This is a genomic window from Virgibacillus sp. NKC19-3, from assembly GCF_019837165.1.
GTDB lineage: Bacteria > Bacillota > Bacilli > Bacillales > Amphibacillaceae > Virgibacillus_L > Virgibacillus_L saliphilus.
In genome coordinates this window covers 3,358,155-3,374,632 of the sequence record NZ_JAGYHC010000001.1, presented here as the reverse complement: position 1 = coordinate 3,374,632, position 16,478 = coordinate 3,358,155, and the positions used below count along the sequence as shown (strand labels likewise).

General features: G+C 36.9%; 17 protein-coding genes and 3 pseudogenes. 16 read left to right on the top strand and 4 right to left on the bottom strand.

The window, feature by feature from the left end:
• Window positions 1–85: 85 nt before the first annotated feature.
• The 8 genes and pseudogenes from KFZ56_RS16135 to KFZ56_RS16100 form a co-directional block, all read left to right on the top strand.
• Window positions 86–1,264 carry an ImmA/IrrE family metallo-endopeptidase gene (locus tag KFZ56_RS16135; protein WP_222643043.1) on the top strand — a complete coding sequence of 393 codons (1,179 nt, stop codon included), beginning with the start codon at window positions 86–88 and terminating at the stop codon, window positions 1,262–1,264.
• Between the two features lie 4 nt (window positions 1,265–1,268).
• The gene (locus tag KFZ56_RS16130; protein WP_222643042.1) at window positions 1,269–1,676 is read left to right on the top strand and encodes a DUF4411 family protein; all 408 of its coding nucleotides are present in this window, start codon (window positions 1,269–1,271) and stop codon (window positions 1,674–1,676) included.
• The gene (locus tag KFZ56_RS20105; protein ID WP_222643041.1) at window positions 1,630–1,803 is read left to right on the top strand and encodes a DUF4411 family protein; all 174 of its coding nucleotides are present in this window, start codon (window positions 1,630–1,632) and stop codon (window positions 1,801–1,803) included. Before KFZ56_RS16130 ends, KFZ56_RS20105 begins: the two co-directional genes overlap by 47 nt.
• Before the next feature lie 538 nt (window positions 1,804–2,341).
• Window positions 2,342–3,052 carry a GntR family transcriptional regulator gene (locus tag KFZ56_RS16120; RefSeq protein ID WP_222643040.1) on the top strand — a complete coding sequence of 237 codons (711 nt, stop codon included), beginning with the start codon at window positions 2,342–2,344 and terminating at the stop codon, window positions 3,050–3,052.
• Between the two features lie 280 nt (window positions 3,053–3,332).
• A complete protein-coding gene (locus KFZ56_RS16115; protein ID WP_222643039.1) occupies window positions 3,333–4,349 on the top strand; it encodes an ADP-ribosylglycohydrolase family protein in 1,017 nt (338 codons plus the stop codon).
• Window positions 4,339–5,697, top strand: coding sequence for a purine-cytosine permease family protein (locus tag KFZ56_RS16110; RefSeq protein WP_222643038.1), 1,359 nt, complete (start codon window positions 4,339–4,341; stop codon window positions 5,695–5,697). Before KFZ56_RS16115 ends, KFZ56_RS16110 begins: the two co-directional genes overlap by 11 nt.
• Window positions 5,676–6,596 (top strand): PfkB family carbohydrate kinase, encoded by a 921-nt coding sequence (locus KFZ56_RS16105; protein WP_222643037.1) that lies wholly within the window; start codon window positions 5,676–5,678, stop codon window positions 6,594–6,596. Before KFZ56_RS16110 ends, KFZ56_RS16105 begins: the two co-directional genes overlap by 22 nt.
• A 275-nt stretch (window positions 6,597–6,871) precedes the next feature.
• A pseudogene (locus tag KFZ56_RS16100) lies at window positions 6,872–7,299 on the top strand (IS1634 family transposase); the annotation flags it as partial.
• 400 nt (window positions 7,300–7,699) lie between these two features.
• Here the strand turns inward: KFZ56_RS16100 and KFZ56_RS16095 are convergent.
• The 4 genes and pseudogenes from KFZ56_RS16095 to KFZ56_RS16080 all read right to left on the bottom strand — a co-directional run bounded on the left by KFZ56_RS16095 (window position 7,700) and on the right by KFZ56_RS16080 (window position 9,821).
• Window positions 7,700–7,924 (bottom strand): helix-turn-helix domain-containing protein, encoded by a 225-nt coding sequence (locus tag KFZ56_RS16095; protein ID WP_222643034.1) that lies wholly within the window; start codon window positions 7,922–7,924, stop codon window positions 7,700–7,702.
• A gap of 391 nt (window positions 7,925–8,315) precedes the next feature.
• A pseudogene (locus KFZ56_RS16090) lies at window positions 8,316–8,641 on the bottom strand (IS66 family transposase); the annotation flags it as partial.
• Window positions 8,642–8,658: 17 nt separating this feature from the next.
• Window positions 8,659–8,796 (bottom strand): annotated as a pseudogene (gene tnpA / locus KFZ56_RS16085) (IS66 family insertion sequence element accessory protein TnpA); the annotation flags it as partial.
• A gap of 215 nt (window positions 8,797–9,011) precedes the next feature.
• Window positions 9,012–9,821, bottom strand: a complete 810-nt coding sequence (locus KFZ56_RS16080; protein ID WP_255585182.1) for an IclR family transcriptional regulator domain-containing protein — start codon at window positions 9,819–9,821, stop codon at window positions 9,012–9,014.
• Between the two features lie 136 nt (window positions 9,822–9,957).
• Between KFZ56_RS16080 and KFZ56_RS16075 the strand changes: the two genes are divergently transcribed.
• From KFZ56_RS16075 to KFZ56_RS16040, 8 genes are all read left to right on the top strand, one after another.
• On the top strand, window positions 9,958–10,902 hold the full coding sequence (locus tag KFZ56_RS16075) for a 3-hydroxyacyl-CoA dehydrogenase NAD-binding domain-containing protein (protein WP_222643033.1): 945 nt from the start codon (window positions 9,958–9,960) through the stop codon (window positions 10,900–10,902).
• A gap of 10 nt (window positions 10,903–10,912) precedes the next feature.
• Entirely contained in the window at window positions 10,913–12,244 is a 1,332-nt protein-coding gene (locus KFZ56_RS16070) for a short-chain fatty acid transporter (protein WP_255585378.1), read from the top strand.
• A 38-nt stretch (window positions 12,245–12,282) separates the two neighbouring features.
• Window positions 12,283–13,335: a zinc-dependent alcohol dehydrogenase gene (locus KFZ56_RS16065; RefSeq protein WP_222643031.1), complete on the top strand. Its 1,053-nt coding sequence runs from the start codon at window positions 12,283–12,285 to the stop codon at window positions 13,333–13,335.
• Between the two features lie 17 nt (window positions 13,336–13,352).
• Entirely contained in the window at window positions 13,353–14,039 is a 687-nt protein-coding gene (locus tag KFZ56_RS16060; RefSeq protein WP_222643030.1) for a cyclase family protein, read from the top strand.
• Window positions 14,040–14,065: 26 nt separating this feature from the next.
• Window positions 14,066–14,302 carry a carboxymuconolactone decarboxylase family protein gene (locus tag KFZ56_RS16055; protein WP_222643029.1) on the top strand — a complete coding sequence of 79 codons (237 nt, stop codon included), beginning with the start codon at window positions 14,066–14,068 and terminating at the stop codon, window positions 14,300–14,302.
• A complete protein-coding gene (locus KFZ56_RS16050; protein ID WP_222643028.1) occupies window positions 14,295–14,708 on the top strand; it encodes a carboxymuconolactone decarboxylase family protein in 414 nt (137 codons plus the stop codon). Before KFZ56_RS16055 ends, KFZ56_RS16050 begins: the two co-directional genes overlap by 8 nt.
• A 210-nt stretch (window positions 14,709–14,918) precedes the next feature.
• The gene (locus KFZ56_RS16045) at window positions 14,919–15,758 is read left to right on the top strand and encodes an alpha/beta fold hydrolase (protein ID WP_222643026.1); all 840 of its coding nucleotides are present in this window, start codon (window positions 14,919–14,921) and stop codon (window positions 15,756–15,758) included.
• Window positions 15,758–16,468 (top strand): carboxymuconolactone decarboxylase family protein, encoded by a 711-nt coding sequence (locus KFZ56_RS16040; RefSeq protein WP_222643025.1) that lies wholly within the window; start codon window positions 15,758–15,760, stop codon window positions 16,466–16,468. The genes KFZ56_RS16045 and KFZ56_RS16040 overlap by 1 nt, the downstream gene beginning before the upstream one ends.
• Window positions 16,469–16,478: the final 10 nt, after the last annotated feature.

The following is a 16,478-nucleotide window of genomic DNA, read 5'->3' as shown; positions in this document are numbered from 1 at the left end:
TTTTCCCAAATGTGATGAATGATGAGGCTTAACTGTGTTACAATATACTTGCTTCATACATACTATTATTGAAGGAGGGGATACAATGAGTGTTATTCGATTAAAGATTGAGCCAAAAGTGATTCTAGATGCTATTTCTAAATCAGGGAAAGACTTGGAAGAGGTTAAAAACCGTTTTAAAAACTTGCATAAATGGCTTAATCATGAATTAGATCCAACCTTTAATCAATTAAACGATTTAAGCAGGTTTCTCAGTGTTCCCCTCGGTTATTTACTCATCAAAACTCCATTCAAGGAAGATATGCCACTATTGGAGTTCCGAACAGTTGATACTGCTGCAATTCACAATCCCAGTAGGGAACTTATTGACACGATTGAAGATATGGAACGTAAACAAGAATGGCTGCGGGAGAGCTTTATTGAGGAAGGCAGAGATAAGTTAAATTTTGTTGGCGCTTTAAATCCTGATAAAGATGATAATCATTTACAAATCGCTGCTTATATCAGAGAAGTTTTAAATGTAGAAGAAAACTGGTACGAAATGGCTAACAGTAAAAAGTCCACCTATTCCTTATTGAGAGAGAAGCTCAGCACGTATGGTATTATTGTTATGCAAAGCGGAATAGCGTTAAATAATACGCACAGACCACTCAATATTAATGAATTTAGAGCTTTTACACTTGTTGATGAATATGTGCCGTTAATATTTATAAATATTGGAGATTCCAATAGTGGGAAAACTTTCTCTTTATTACATGAGCTTGTCCATATCTTTTTTGGGCGTAACTCTCTATATAACGATGATTTGAAACACAGAAATAAATATACCAGCCCTATCGAAACTTTGTACAATAAGGTGGCTAGTGAGATCATAGCACCTACTAAGAGGTTTATCAATGAATGGAATAAAACTTATAAAGACATCGAGCATGAAATTGAAAAAATAACATGTGTGGCAGATCATTTTAAAGTAAGTCCATTAGTTATTGCCAGAAAAGCGTTAGATCAAGGATTTATTAATAATGAGAAATATAAAGAAGTTGAAAACATAACTCAACGAAATTTTGAAAAGATGCAAAAGCAAACAGGATCTGGGGGAAACTCTATAAACAATGCATTGTCTCGTTTGGACAAAACCTTTCTTGTGACCTTAATCTCAAGTGTAGAAAGTGGAAAAACGCTGTACACAGATGCTTATAGGCTAGCAGGTGTTGGAAGAGGGGTTTTTGAAGACTTATCTGAGCGTTTGAAAGGAGTAAGATGAAGATTTGAATAACAACAATATATTTCTAATAGATGCAAATGCTTTTCTTACTCCTAGTAAAGAATACTATCGATTTTCAGTCGCTCCAAGCTACTGGAAACAAATTAATGACATAGCCCAAAAAGGTTGCATTAAGACGATTGACAAAATTAATAAAGAAGTTTGTCCCAGAGATAAGGAAAGTGACAAAGATGATATACAGTTATGGTTTGAGAATGATTTTAAAGGTGACGTATTATCAACTAACAAACAAGAAATAGTGAACGAATACCAAAACATTATAAACCATTTGTACATCAATGAAAAATACAGTGAAAAGGCCGTTTATAGAATGGGGTGGCAGAGAAGACATAGCAGACCCTTGATTGATAGCGACAGCAAAAGTTTACGGTTACACGGTTATTTCTTTTGAAAAATTACGTCTCTTTAACGGTGGACAACCCATGTCAAAACCTAAGATTCCAAATCTTTGCTTGGATTTAAATGTAAACTATACTGATTTATTTAATATGATGGAAGTGTTGGGAATAAAATTGTAATGTCAAAATATATCATCACTAGAATAGATTGTTACGTGAATGGTAGGTCGGTAAGCGTCAGATAATTCCTTATCCCAAAATCAGGATGAAAAATATACATATTCCACAAACAGAGAGTTGGCAATAGCGTTCTGGATTTTTGTTTATTATATTTTCTTTAACAGTAAAGCCTTATATGTATTTATTCTTCGTGTGTCTTCATATGAAGATCTTTTTATGCGGCTGAGTTTTAAGGAAACGATTGATGATAGGTATCGACGCTGGTTATATTTTAGGATAGTTTTAATATGTAATGTTAATTTAAAGGGTATTAATGATTTTATTAATCGAAGTGAAATAATGAACAACTCCATTAAAAGTAAACAAGATATTGGTAAGGTGATACGAAACTATAAAGTTAATACAAATTATGACGTTGTTTCTTAAATGTTTTGTTCCATAAAATAGAATGGGTAAATACTGTATCATTCTTATGGTTACGTATTACGTGATAGGAAATAAGGCTGCCTTGGTAGCTAAAAAAATATAGGAGATAATAATGTTAAACAAAGATGATGCTATTCCATTATATGTTCAACTAAAACGTTTATTACGTTCACAAATTTTAAATGGGGAATTTAAAGAAATGGATCTTCTTCCATCCGAAACACAATTGATGAAACAATATCAAATTACCAGAACTACTATTCGAAAAGCAATTGCTGAGCTTAAGCAAGAAGGGCTTGTTCAGCAGGTTCATGGCAAAGGGACTTTTGTCAGGTTACGCGAGACAAAAGATACCGTTTGGAATTTTCAAAGTTTTTCAGATATAGCTCGAGATCATAATCAAAAGCCGGTTACAGAGGTTTTAGAAAAAGAAACATATGTAAAAGACGACTCGTATTTTTTAAAACTGGTTCGTTTAAGAGGGTTGCAATCAGATGATGATATAACTAGTTGGATGACAATCGATACTTCTCATTTGCCTTTGAAGCTATTTCCAAACTTAGAAACTTACGACTTTTCCAGTACGTCACTTTACGAGCTAATGCGTAAAGTGTATAACACTTATCCACATTATGCCAATCTAAATATAGAGCCTATTTCAGGTACACCTCTCATATATAATCGGCTTGAAATGAAAGAAAGAAAACCTTTATTACAAAGTTACGGTGTTGTTTTAACAGAAAGCAACATTGAAATTGAACGCATCAACATTATATACAGTCCAAATTTTAATTTCAAACTCTCTCAATATATTCATGATTAATATCATTGGGGAAACATGTTATTATACTCCCTCGTTTCATATCTCATTGTCGAAGACCAATGACTGTTAATTGTTAGTTATATAACAGATAAAAGTCATTGGTTTTTTATCGTATACTTTATCCATATGGGACACTGGATTTTAGATACTCTTTTATCTTTTAAAGCTAGCAGAAAGGTGAAAAGATTTTTCCAATAAATATAATTGACAATGAGGAAAGCACATCTTATACTTGAAATAACTCATACGTATGAGTGTATAAGTTAAGGGAGATGGTTAAATGAACGATAAAATTTTAGGAACTTTGTATGGTCTAGCTATAGGAGACGCATTAGGCATGCCTTCCGAATTATGGAGCAGACGTAAAGTAAAAGATTTTTTTGGACAAATCACCACTTTTCTAGACGGTCCAGCAGAAAATGATGTAGCTTGTAACTTTACAAAAGGACAGTTTACAGATGATACATCGCAGGGATTGCTTATCATTGATGCATTAAATAAAAATAACTTTGAGCCTTCAAACAAATTAATCGCAGAAGAGTTAATAAAGTGGGCCAATGAAACAGATGCATTTGATAACAACATACTTGGCCCCAGTTCCAAAGCAGCCCTGAATGCGATTAAGACAGGAAATGATCCATCTATATACACAAAGAAAGCGTTAACAAATGGAGCGGCTATGAGAATCGCTCCGATAGGTACACTTTTTTCCAGCACACAAAAAAATAGTTTAATTAAATATGTTCGTAAAGTAAGTCAACCTACACATGCCAGTGATATCGCAATCGCAGGTGCGAGTATGATCGCATATGCAGTTTGTTTAGCAACAGAAGATAAAAGCTGGGAAGATATAATGGCATTAACAAATGAACTATATGATCTTGCCTTGGAAGAAGGCGAAGAAACATTCTCTGCATCTATTTCAGAACGATTAAAGTTAGGATTACAGTTTGCCGAAAAACACAAAGATGATGAAGAAACATTTGCACAGCAAATCTATGATGTTATCGGCTGTGGAACAGCAACAAATGAATCTGTGCCTGCAGCATTAGCTATTGCTTATTATTGTAAAGACCCACATCATTGTGCTCTTTTTTGTGCAAATATAGGTGGAGATACCGATACTATTGGGGCGATGGCAACCGCCATATGTGGTGCAAAATCTGGATATAAAGCGCTCGACACCGTATGGATTGATATCATTGATCAAAATAACCATGTCCATTTACAGAAATACGCTTCCAAACTATTAAAAGGAAGAGATTTCTTAGATAGGGGAGATATATATGGAGAATAAAGAGAAAATTTTTTTGACTGATGAAGAAAAAACAGGTAAGCCAAGAGATTTATTTTTTATTTGGTTTGCAGCAAATATGGGGATTTTGGGGATTGTTTATGGAGCACTTATTATCGGGTATGGATTAAGTTTTACACAGTCTATATTGATAGCTATTCTAGGCCCCTTGTCTTTTCTTCTGGTCGGCTATGCAAGTCTTGCTGGAAGAGATACTGGTGCGATAACCTTTATACTTTCCAGGGCGGCATATGGATTTAAAGGAAATCATATTCCTGCATTAATTGGCTGGGCAGGACAGGTCGGATGGCTATCCGTAAATGTATCAACAGGAACATTAACCTTATTAGCTTTATTTAGTGCATTCGGTATCAGCACGAATAATTTACTCATACTCATCAGTTTAGTGATTTTTGCAGGGTTGATTGTAGCTTCCAGCTTGTTCTCTCATGAAACACTTGTATCTATCCAGACGTTTTTCACCTATGTATTTGGTGCACTGACTTTGTTGGTTATTCTTATGTTAATACCTGAAACAGACTGGAATTCTCTCTTTGCTATGAGTTCAGGACCTTGGTTAACAGGATTCTTTCCTGCGCTTGCATTTGTTATTGTTGGTACAGGGCTAACTTGGACAAACGCTTCTGCAGATTACAGTCGTTTCCAAAAAAGAAGTAATAAATCATCAGCAATTATTGGTAATGTAACATTCGGTGCTTTTATCCCTCTATTTGTCATTATCAGCACAGGAATTTTACTGGCAACAGCAGCACCTGAACTAGCTAATGCTGAAAATCCCATCCTGCTTATTAGTGAAATATTACCTGAATGGATGACAATTATTTATCTTTTTGCCGCACTTGGCGGACTTACTCCAATGTGTTTTATTGGTTTAAAGTCATCGAGATTGATTATGAGCACCTTTAATTTGGCTATCAAAGAATCTACTGCGATTACCATACATGCTGTTATAATTACTTTGATACCGCTTTATGTTCTTATTGTCTCCAAAGACTTCCTAGGCTATTTTGAAGCATTTTTAGGGATTTTAGGTATTGGTTTAGCTGCTTGGGTCTCTATTTTCATGGTAGATTATATTTTTCTGCGACGTAAACAAGGGTATGATCCTAAGCTGTTAGAGGACGTGCGTTACAATTCTATTAACATTGGTGGCGTTGTAAGTTGGATAGCTGGTGTTATCGTTGGTTTAATATTCACCATATTTATCAATTCCAGCTTTGATATGTTGGTGACATTTATTATTAGCGGAGGCCTGTACTATATAACAAATGTTCACCGTAATAAACAACAATTACAGGAGGGTGAGAAATGCCAAAAAAACAACACTTAGGTGTCAGAAGGATAAATAGCGAAAAAAAGGTATTAGTTATTGGCAGTGCTGTTATTGATATCGTTGTCAATATACCAAGACTTCCTGTTAGTGGCGAAGATGTATTTTCCAAATCTCAAGAAGTGATCGTAGGTGGCTGTGCATATAATGTTGGAAATATACTAAAACAATTAAATGCCTCTTACGATTTAATGATACCGATTGGTAACGGTCCCAATGCTGCACATATAAAAGAACAAATGAACGCAGACGATCATGCTCCGCTAATGCATAACCTGAATGGAGACAATGGTTGGTGTTTATCTATGGTAGAGGCTAATGGAGAACGCACATTTCTTACTGTTCCAGGTATAGAAAACAGCTGGAAGGAAGAATGGTTTGAGAAAGTAGATTTTAGTATCTATGATTATATTTATTTGTCTGGGTATACGTTTGAAGGCAACTCTGCAAACGTATTGCTCGAACAGTTGCAGAATAAAAGTAAGGAAACAGCTATTATCTTTGATCCTTCTCCGCGAGTAAGTAACATAAATGAGGAAGATTTGAAAGCGTTGTTAAAATTGGACACTATTGTTCACTGTAACCGGGAGGAGCTTTTATCTCTAAGTGGACTTGATAATATAGAAGCAGGGGCAAAGATGATCCATCAGCAAACAAATAACCCCGTTGTAGTTACACTGGGCGGAGAAGGTACATTATTTGTACAGGATAATATATCCCAAATTTGCAACGGGAAAGATGTTCCCTTAATTGATACTATAGGGGCAGGTGATACACATATTGGAGCTTTTATCACAGCTTTACTTGATGGACAATCTATCGAAACGGCATGTACATGGGGAAATGATGCTGCTTCACAAGTTGTGCAGGTACAGGGTGGGAACGTGAAATTGTCTTGATACAAAGTACCTCAGAAGTTAGAAAAACTTTGAGGTACTTTTTTCGACTTTTTAATAGTTGAGAAAAGCAATAAACCTCGTCTTAATAAATCATCCTTATTTAAAACAATCCCATGTATGGTATCAAGTGGAGAGGAAATATTTTCCGCACCCCTTTAGCTGCCATAATTCGGTTGTGCTTCAACAGTCTTCCTCACCCTTATAATCGGAAAAGTTAAGATAATGGGGTATTTCTTTCAAACTATTATAGAGATAGAGAATGTTTCACTTTAGGCATGTATGATGGATTTTATGCGGTATGTACAAATCTGGATTCACCGATTGAGGAAATTATCAAAATTAACCAAGGGAGATGGGAAATTGAGGAAACGTTCAGGATATTAAAGAATGAATTTCAAGCACGACCTGTTTATTTACAAAGAGAAACGAGAATCAAAGCACACTTTTTAACATGTTTTTTATCCTTATTGATGTACCGTATTTTGGAGAAAAAATTGGATGAACGCTTTACTTGCCCTGATTTAATCAGTACATTGAGGAAAATGAACATACGCGAATTGGACGGAGAAGGGTACATACCGACATTTACTCGAACAAAAGTCACGGATGCATTGCATGATACATTTGGCTTCAGAACTGATTTCGAGATCGTTGCCCAAAAAATATGAAAAAAATTTTTAAGCAAACTAAAAAAGGAAAATAGTACGCAGTTTTTGCCATCTAAAATACCGCCATGAATGTTGATTATACAACACTTATGGCGGTTTTAGGTGTCAAAGATGAGATTATTGTTAGTACAATTATACCATATTTAAAAAATTTGGTGAATAAATTTGATACATCCTTTGTTCATTCTCGGTAAAAAACTGCCAAGGCGATATTTAGTTGACTGTAATCACTTTTTTCTAACAATATAGACTGTTTCAAGGCTATAAATTGCCCTCAAGCAAATATCCTTATTTTTCCGAAAATTAGGCTGTTAATTAGGCGGTGTTTACATTGGTTCATTATATATATTGTTGTCATGCGACATATCCCCCTTTTCTCTAGACATACTAGAAGATATATTTTTATATTTTGATGCTCTCCCTCTATAAAAGGTTTTAAACCTCATCATCATTCTTCCTAAGTGTAATTATCTCATTAATATCATCAATCTCTAACGCATCAGCAATTTTTTCAATATGCTCCAGCTGAACTCGTTGTCGTTTGCCACTCGCCAGTTCACTAAGAGTTGCCCGGCGAATTCCGGTCAGCAAATGCAGCTGGTTTATGCTTAAGTTATATCGATTTAGTAATTCATTTAACAGAATCTCTACTTTTACCAAGTTTTTTCCTCATTTCAATATTAAATGTTGACTGTACTTATAAGCGTACTATATAATATAACCAATATTTGTACGCTTATAAGTACAAATGTTGTATTTACCACAAAAAATATTGAGAGAGGTGATCCTATGGAAAAACAGCAACCTTCTATGCAAGTCCTATTAGAAGAATTAAATACACATTAATTTTAACCAATATGAAAAGCCGAATTGTTCAAACCATGTGCAACTTGATAGACGATGAGGTGTATACCAAGAGTGCTGGTGTCTATGCGTTAAGTAGGGCGGTGGGTTTTTCCCAATTACGGCAAAAATAAGTTAGAAAAAAGGTAAGCGTCAAATAATCCCCACCTGTATTCAGATGGGGATCTCGTGTATATTTTATTTAGACTTATTCGCGACATTCTTCAGGGAGTGTTGCAGACCATGGCAGGAATTGAGCCAATTGCTCTTTATAAGTTGTATCCATATTGGGCAGTTCCTCGAACAGGTAGCTAAAATAATTAAATGGGTTCAGTCCATTTTTCTTAGCCGTCTCTACAAGACTATAGATAATCGCTCTGGATTGTGTGAGTATTGCGGTATTGCTTAAAAGCCAGCTTTCCTTCCAAGCACAAAAGGCTTGATGGATCGTTCTGCTCGATTGTTACCGATCTCCAATTGGCCATCCTCTAAGAACGCTTCTAAATTTTCCTATTGTTTACGACAATATTTGATAAAGAGTTCTCTTTTCCTTCGAATCGCTGCACCCAGTAATATATTTGATGGGCTTGGATTTCCTGGTCGCGACACCATTCAGCTACATTTTGTTCGCTTTCTTCCCAAGCGTCGTATCTTGCTTTCCATTCTATTCTTTTGTCTTTTAAAGTCATCGCATAACCCCCCAATTCATTTCTATGAAGGTTATCGCACGGAAGGCGTTTGATTCCTATGTGTATTTTATTTGTCGCTTACAAAACGCTTAAACGAAAAAGTAAAAGGAAAAAATATCGTGTGACCTTTCATTCACACCGTATCAAGGAACAAGATTAGTTATTTCCTAATAAATAACAGCAACAATACCTAAAACAACAGATATTCATTCGTTCTATGGTTGCTCAATAGTTAGAGAAGTTGCAATCCCTTTGCTGATTTTGTCTGCAGCTTTAAATAACAATGGAAGGTACTCATCTTTTAGTTTTTCATTACTTATCCGCCCTGCATGTGCGGAACAGTTGAGGGCTGCAAATACTGTACCTTCCGCATTTCGAATGGGAACTGCTATAGATCGAAGCCCTTCTTCCAGTTGTTGCTCGACACCTGCCCATCCTCTTTTACGTACCTGTTTCAATTCAGCTATTAATTCTTCTTTTGTTGTTAATGTATTATCCGTTAGTTTATCTAATTTTACCTTCTCTATATATTTATTGAATTCTTCTTGTGACAAATGAGCGAGGAGAATATGTCCCATAGACGTAGCATATGCAGGTAAACGTGAGCCGACATTTAACGTTATCGTCATAATGCGTTTAGTTGGAACTCGGGCTACATATATTATATCTGTTCCATCGAGTACAGCAATTGAACTGGATTCACCTGTTTGTTTAACAAATTCCTGCATAAATGGTTGGGCAATATTCCACATATTCTGTGAAGAAAGATATGCATAACCTAATGTTAGAGCATGAGCTGTTAATGAAAATACACCATTTTTGGATTCTGCAAATCCGAGACGCTCTAGGGTGAGGAGAATGCGACGTGTAGTTGGCCTGCTATAACCGGTTCTTTTGGAAGCCTCACTGGTTGTAAGTGTTGGAATCTGCTCCGAAAAAATTTGAATGACCTTCAACCCCTTTTCCAATGACTGAATATGATCTTGGGATTCCTTCAAATTATTTGATCTTTCTACTATTGACATTTTTATTACCTCCTATGTTATAATTTGTACATAATATAACTTTTTGTACGTATATAGTACAACAAATTACAAAATTATGCAAGCGTTATTTAAATATGCTTGTATGTGCATTCTTATTGAGCGGGGGAGTTAGAGAATGATTGAAACAGTTACGGTAATAGGGGCAGGTACGATGGGGAGGAGCATAACACAGTATTTTTTGCAAAGAAATGTAAACGTTTTGTTTGTTGAAGAGGATGAAAGCGTTATGAAAGATGCCATATCCTCAATTGAAAGACAGATAGAGGAATTAGAAGAAAAAGATTTTATTTCAACAAGGAAAGATGACTGCATTTCGAACCTTAAAACAATTCAAACATTAACGGGTGAAATTTCTACTGATCTTGTTATTGAAGCTATTCCGGAAAAAATGCCATTAAAACAGAAGATTTTTGCTGAATTAGAGGAGAAATGTAATAATACTACAATTTTTGCCACTAACACATCGGGTTTATCCATTTCTGAAATCGCTTCAGTATTAAAACACCCGGAGCGTTTAATTGGCACTCATTTTTTTACTCCGGCAGCAATCGTACCGTTGGTAGAAGTTGTTAAAGGTGAGAAGACTTCAGAAATAGTTACTAATTTTGTAATGGATGGACTGGAAGAATTGGGGAAAAGGCCAGTTCTATTGAAAAAGGAAATTCCGGGTTTTATTGGAAATCGGCTTCAGCATGCGATTTCCAGAGAGGCTATATCACTTCTTGAATCAGGTGTCGCGTCAGCCGAAGATATTGATACCGTTGTGAAATGGAGCATTGGTCTTCGTATGGTGTTAACCGGACCAATTGAACAACGCGATATCAATGGACTGAATGTTCATTATGATATTGCATCTTACTTATATAAAGATTTGAATAATTCTTCTGCTCCATCTCCCTTGCTAAAAGAAAAGATAGATAAGGGTGAAACAGGCCTTAAGGAAAAGAAAGGGTTTTACGATTGGGATAAAGTTGATTATAAAAACTCTATTAAAGAAAAGGACGAAAAATTACTGGAGCTCATCCAATTAATCTCACAAAACAAAACAAGGGGGGATTAACTTGAAGAAAATGACAAACTTTTTTACAAGTATGGTTAATAAGTACCTGCCTGATCCATTTGTAATTGCCATCGGATTAACAATCGTAGCTATCTTTTTGGCTATGACTATACAAGGATCTGGATTTCTCGAAACAACTTCATATTGGGGCGACGGATTTTGGGATTTGTTAGATTTTACGATGCAAATGGCATTGGTTTTATTGACAGGTTATGTTTTAGCCAAAACACCAACAGTTGATAAAGGCATCGATAAATCAATATCAGGTATCAAAAGACCAACGACTGCTATCATCACAGCCACATTATTCGGTGGCATCGGAAGTCTATTAAACTGGGGATTTGGCTTGATTATTGGTGGTATTGTTGCACAAAAACTCGCAATAAAGGTTAGAGGTGTACACTATCCGTTGATTATCGCTGCGGGATATAGTGGATTTGCCCTATATGGATCAGGTATATCTGGTACAGTTCCAGTAACAATCGCTACACCTGGTCATTTTCTGGAAGAGCAAATTGGAGTTGTACCGATGAGTGAAACCATTTTCTCTCTACCTATGATTATATCAACACTGGTCATTCTCATTACACTGCCGATTTTAAATGCCAGACTTCACCCAAAGAACAAGGATGACATCATCGAGATCGATCCTAAAATTGTAAAAGAAGTTGAATCTGAAGGTATGGCAGAGACTGCGAGTACAGAAGAAAAAACATTTGCCAGCCGCATGAATAACAGCAGGATAATTGGTGTAAGCATTGGTATCTTAGGCATGATTTATGTTATAACCCATTTTATTCAAGGTGGTTCTTTAGGTCTAAACACCGTTAACTTTACGATGCTTTTTCTAGGCATCTTATTAATGGGAACGCCAGCTCACTATTTGTCTGCGGTATCTGATGGTATTAAGACAGTTGCAGGTATCGTCCTACAATATCCATTTTATGCTGGTATTATGGGTATTTTAGTTGGGTCTGGTTTAATTACGGCGTTTTCAAGTTGGTTTGTAAGTATTTCAACAGAAGCGACTCTACCATTCTGGAGTCTCATTTCAGCGTTTGTAGTCAACATACTGGCGCCATCTGGTGGCGGTCAATGGGCAGTTCAAGGTCCAATCATGGTTGAGGCTGCTCAGAATTTAGGAGCCTCCATACAGCAAACATCAATGGCCGTCATGCTAGGGGACGCATGGAATAATATGGTTCAGCCATTCTGGATCCTGCCCGTACTGGCAATTTCCAAGCTACCATTAAAAGCGGTTATGGGCTATATGGTTGTTATTATGCTTTGGCTTGGGGTTGTACATTGTACAATCTTCCTGCTTTGGGGATTTCTAGGATAACGGCAGACAAATTTAGATAAAGAAGGAGTGTGTGTACAATGAAAGCAGTTATGAAATATAATGAAGCACCTTACGAGTTGTCGATAAAAGAATTACCGAAACCATCAGTTCAGAATGGGGAAGTTTTAGTTAACGTGAGCAGTGTCGGTATTTGTGGCAGTGACGTGCATATGTACGCCGGTCACGCAGGTTATGATTGGATTCCTTACCCACTCACCTTAGGCCATGAGATTACCGGAACTGTTGTCGAAACAAGTCATAACACCTTGCAAGGACAAAGGGTTGTCATAAATCCGTATGTCCCTTGTGGTGAATGTGAATATTGTAAGCGTGGGGAAGAAAATCGATGTGATAATAATAATTTCTTTGTGTCCAAAAGAGCACCATTATCGTTGCAATATGGATTTAGACAAAATGGAGGGATGGCAGAATTTATCGCTGTTCCGGAAAAGAACGTAGTCCCTATTTCAGATGACGTTTCGGACAATGTCGCTGCTGTATCAGAAGCAATAGCTGTTGGGCTGACGGCAGTTGATAAAGCGGGGACAATAGCTGGTAAAAAAGTAATTATTTTTGGACCTGGACCAATCGGGTTAAGTGTAGCAAGCCTATTAGTTGGTTTAAGGGCAGAGAACATTATCATGGCAGGTGTTCCAGGTGACGAAAAACGGCTTGAAAAAGCTGAAGAAATAGGCGTACATCATACACTTGTGACATCTGATAATCTCGTTAATGATTTACTGGGCTGGAATAACGGCTATGACGTGGTATTTGACTGTTCCGGCCATCATTCGGTTCCGGGAAACGCAGCAAAGGTGCTGAAAAAAGGTGGTCAACTTGTATTAGTTGGTATTTCCACCAATACATTCTCGCTTGAAATGGATCAGATTGTGAGAGGTGAGATACAAGTTCGAGGAAGCTATGGTATTACTTGGGATACATTCAAACGAACACTCGAATATGCAACTGACGACGCCTTTCCGTTTGAGAGGCTTGTGACAGGAAGTTATGGTATTGAACGTGCGAAAGAAGCGTTTGATGCGGCAATGGATAAAGCTGCCGGTAAGATTGTGTTGAAGATGAATGCATAAAAATTGGAGGGAATGATATGAAACTCATTGATCTAACGTTGGAACTTTATGACGGACTGCAATCGTTTAAGAGTCATCCACCTTTTGAAATAAAGGAACATTCGACATTTGAAAATTCCGGGCATCGTTATATTTCGCCATGTAAGGGATTCGAATCACGATTGATCACCTTCTCTGACCATAGCGGCACCCATATTGATGCACCTGTTCATTTTATTGAAGGTGGTGAAACAGCTAGTGATATGACACTGGATAATACAATGGGAGAAGCTGTATTCTTGGATGTATCTGACTTTAAAAGCCAGGATGAGGCAGTTACTGATGCGATGATGAAAAGTGCGGAAGAGAAACAAGGAATTCAAGTTCGAGAAAACGATATTGTCCTTGTCCGCACACGAAAGGGCACATGGGGAGATGAAAATTTTGATGAAGCTAAATCATTTGCTAAAAGTGCCGGAGAATGGCTGACAAACAAGAAAGTGAAAACTGTTGGGCTTGATCTGCCCAATATTGATGTAAATGACAATATGAAGCGTGAAGTTCATATGGAAGTGCTTGGAAAAAATATGTACATTGTAGAAAACCTTATAAACCTTGAAAAATTGCCGAAACAAAGGCGATTTCAATTTCAAGCGTTGCCAATAAAAATGAAAAATGCTACCGCGTCACCGGTGCGAGCAATTGCCTTTGTGGATGAATTTTAACATAGAGGGAGAGTTCTTATGGATAGATGGCCTATTTAAAAGATATCTACGGGGAAATTCCTGAATGGGTGCAAAAAATGAATGATTACCATCCGAAGGTGCTTGAGTATTATACAAATCTATGGAATGAAGTAATGAAAGAGGAAAATATTTCTAAAAAGGAAAAAGAATTAATACTTGTTGGTATAAATGCCGCACGCCGGTATGAAAAAGACCTATTGAATCATGCAAAAAGAGCCATTAATTTAGGAGCAAATGTCTGAGTTAGCTGAAATTCTTACTCCATGTATTTTATCAAGGGGTATCCCGGCATGGTTTGAAGGTATTAAGGCTATTCAATATGCAAAGAAATATAGCAACAGTAATGAAATGGCAGATTCAGAACAATCATATGAGGTGGGTGATTTCCAGAACGTGGAAGAAGTGATTGCCTATTTTAAAGAAGAAGCCGGTGATGTGAAGGCCGATTGGGTTGATATTATGAAAAGAAATGCTCCTGATGTTTTAAGGCAATACGGAAATTTAAGGACTTCGATTTTAAAGGATGGAATCGTTCCGAGGAAATTAAAGGAATTGGTACTTGTTGGCATTAATGTGGCAGAACGGTATGAGAAAGGAATTGCACTTCATGTTAATTCAGCAAAGAAGCTAGGGGCAAGTGATCAATAAATATCGGAAGTATTACTTTTGGGATTATTGACAGCGAGCATCCCGGCATAGTTTGAAGGAAGTTCGTTTCTGGAAGTTTCTTATTTTTGATGCAGTTTAAATCAGTCTTTGTTTTAAGCTTCCACGAATTGCATGATCAATAATACAATATTTGTACGGATGATATAATTTTATACTTATTACGAACTAAAGAAATGAGGTGTCTTTCGGATGGCATTCTATAAAAAAATAATCAATGGAAAAATGATTCAAGTTACTGATTATCCAGGTAAAAAGGACCCCATTATTGCGATTCACGGATTAACAGGAACGTATAAAAATATGCATTATTATGCGGAAAAATTCAAAGGTGATTACCGTTTCATTGCTGTGGATCTGCGCGGTCGAGGTAATAGTGATGCACTTGACGCAAATCCATCCATTTTCAAGCATGCAGACGACATTATCGGCTTAGTTGAAGTTCTAGCTATTGGCAATCCGATTCTTATGGGTCATTCGATGGGTGCCTTTATTTCGGCCATATTTGCCAGCAAAATGGATTCTGTAAAAGGTGTTATCTTACTGGATGGTGCTGCGAAGATGTCAGAACGTCAACGGGATATCGTTAAACCGTCCCTTGAAAGATTGAGCAAGCTATACGTGTCAAAAGAACAGTACGTGGGAGAAATCAAAGACATTTATTTAAATCTAGGAATCACTTGGAGTGAACCCTTAAAAAATGCCGTTGAATATGAAGTGGAACAGGTAGGAAACCACTGGGAAAACAAATCGAACCAAGCGGCAATTAACGCTGATTTTGAAAGCTTTTATACGTTTAATCCTGAACAGGTCTGTTCTCAAATATACTGCCCAATGTTGCTTGTCTATGCAGAAGGCAATATTGGATCGATGTCACCGCTGTTTTACTTGAAAGATTACAATGAAACCAGGAAGTATACGAAACAGTTGGAAACGGTTATTTCTGATTGCAATCATTATACAATGGTCTCTGAAAAACGAGATTACATTAATAGGGAAATAGACTCGTTTCTAAAAAGGCGGGTGAGCTAATGAGCGATGGTTTGGCTTATTTTAAACAAGTCTATGATCAGGTGCCGGGATGGGTGCAGAAAATGCACGATTATAGCCCAGAAGTGCTTGATTATTATACGGATATACGCGGGAAGATTATGCAAGATGGCCCGGTCTTATCCCGGAAAGAAAAGGATGCTTTAATTGGCAGTATAAATGCTGCCCGATTGTACCCACGCAGCATGGTTTACCATACCAAGGGTGCAATAGAACATGGTCTAAGCTTGCCAGAGCTAGTGGAATATTTCTTGACAGCCTATTGGTATAAAGGAATAAAAGCATTAAGCGTGGGAATAGAAGCTATTGCGTACGCGTTGGAACTAAAAGGTGTAAAGGTTGATTTTCCAGATCAAAAGCCACAAAGAATTGAGAGCATTTTCCAAGTCATCCTAGATTGGCTTCAGGATGAGGATACCAGTTTTATAGAAAGTGTGTCTGAAGCTGTGAAATCAAATGATAAGCGACAAATTCAGGAAATGATTCTCGATTACGGCCATGTTTCAGATAAGCTAAAGTACCTGAATATGGTTGGAAACTATATTGTTGATTTAAGAGGAGAAGCAGCCTTGCCATGGATTGAAAAGGCACGCAAAATCGGTGTTAAAGAAGAAGAACTAGCTAATCTCGGCTATATTTGCATTTTGACAGCGGGGATACCGACATGGTTCGAAATCAGTGAAGCATTGTAACAGAAAAAAA